The sequence below is a fragment of the Psychrobacter sp. FME13 genome (assembly GCF_014861395.1).
Taxonomy (GTDB): Bacteria; Pseudomonadota; Gammaproteobacteria; order Pseudomonadales; family Moraxellaceae; genus Psychrobacter.
In genome coordinates this window covers 1-694 of record NZ_RRYV01000363.1, presented here as the reverse complement: position 1 = coordinate 694, position 694 = coordinate 1, and the positions used below count along the sequence as shown (strand labels likewise).

Here is a 694-nt window from a genome sequence, read left to right as displayed (position 1 = left end):
CCGTTAACCGTTTCAGCCAATGCATTATCGTATGAATCACCGGTTGTACCAACAGATGCAATAACGCCAGAATCAGCCATCTTATTAGTATAGCGAATGGATAAGTACTGAACGCCGCGATCACTATGATGAATCACATCTTTTGGGTTATTTCTGTCTGCAATGGCTTGATTTAACGCTGCCATCACCATATCCGTGTTCATACGATTTGATACTTTCCAACCAACGATAGCGCGAGCAAACACATCAATGATAAAGGCAGTATAGACCCAACCACTCAATGTTTTAACGTAAGTAAAGTCAGCAACCCATAGCTGGTTAGGGCGATGGGCATTAAAGTTACGATTAACTAAATCATCAGCACGCTTTTGATCATCACGAGACTTAGTGGTTACCTTACCCTTACCTCGCCAAATACCCTGCATACCATGCTGACGCATTAACCGCTCTACAGTGCAACGTGCAGGATGTACACCTTCGTATTTCAACTGTTTCCAGACTTTACGAGCACCATAACGGCATTTGCTGTCCTTCCAAATACGTTTAATCTCATTAAGATAGAAGTCGTCATGCTGGCTACGCTGTGAACGCTTTTCAGGATTTTCTTCTAGCTCTTTAGCACGATAGTATGTGGATGGAGCAATCGGTAATACTCTACAGATTGGCTCGACTCCATATTGTTGTTTGTGATCGT

The 694-nt window shown here is 42.8% G+C and carries 1 protein-coding gene; it reads right to left on the bottom strand.

Annotated elements, in window-relative coordinates; translation table 11 throughout:
* A partial coding sequence (locus tag EI164_RS16605; RefSeq protein WP_192521057.1) for an IS3 family transposase occupies positions 1-694 on the bottom strand: 694 nt, incomplete at both ends.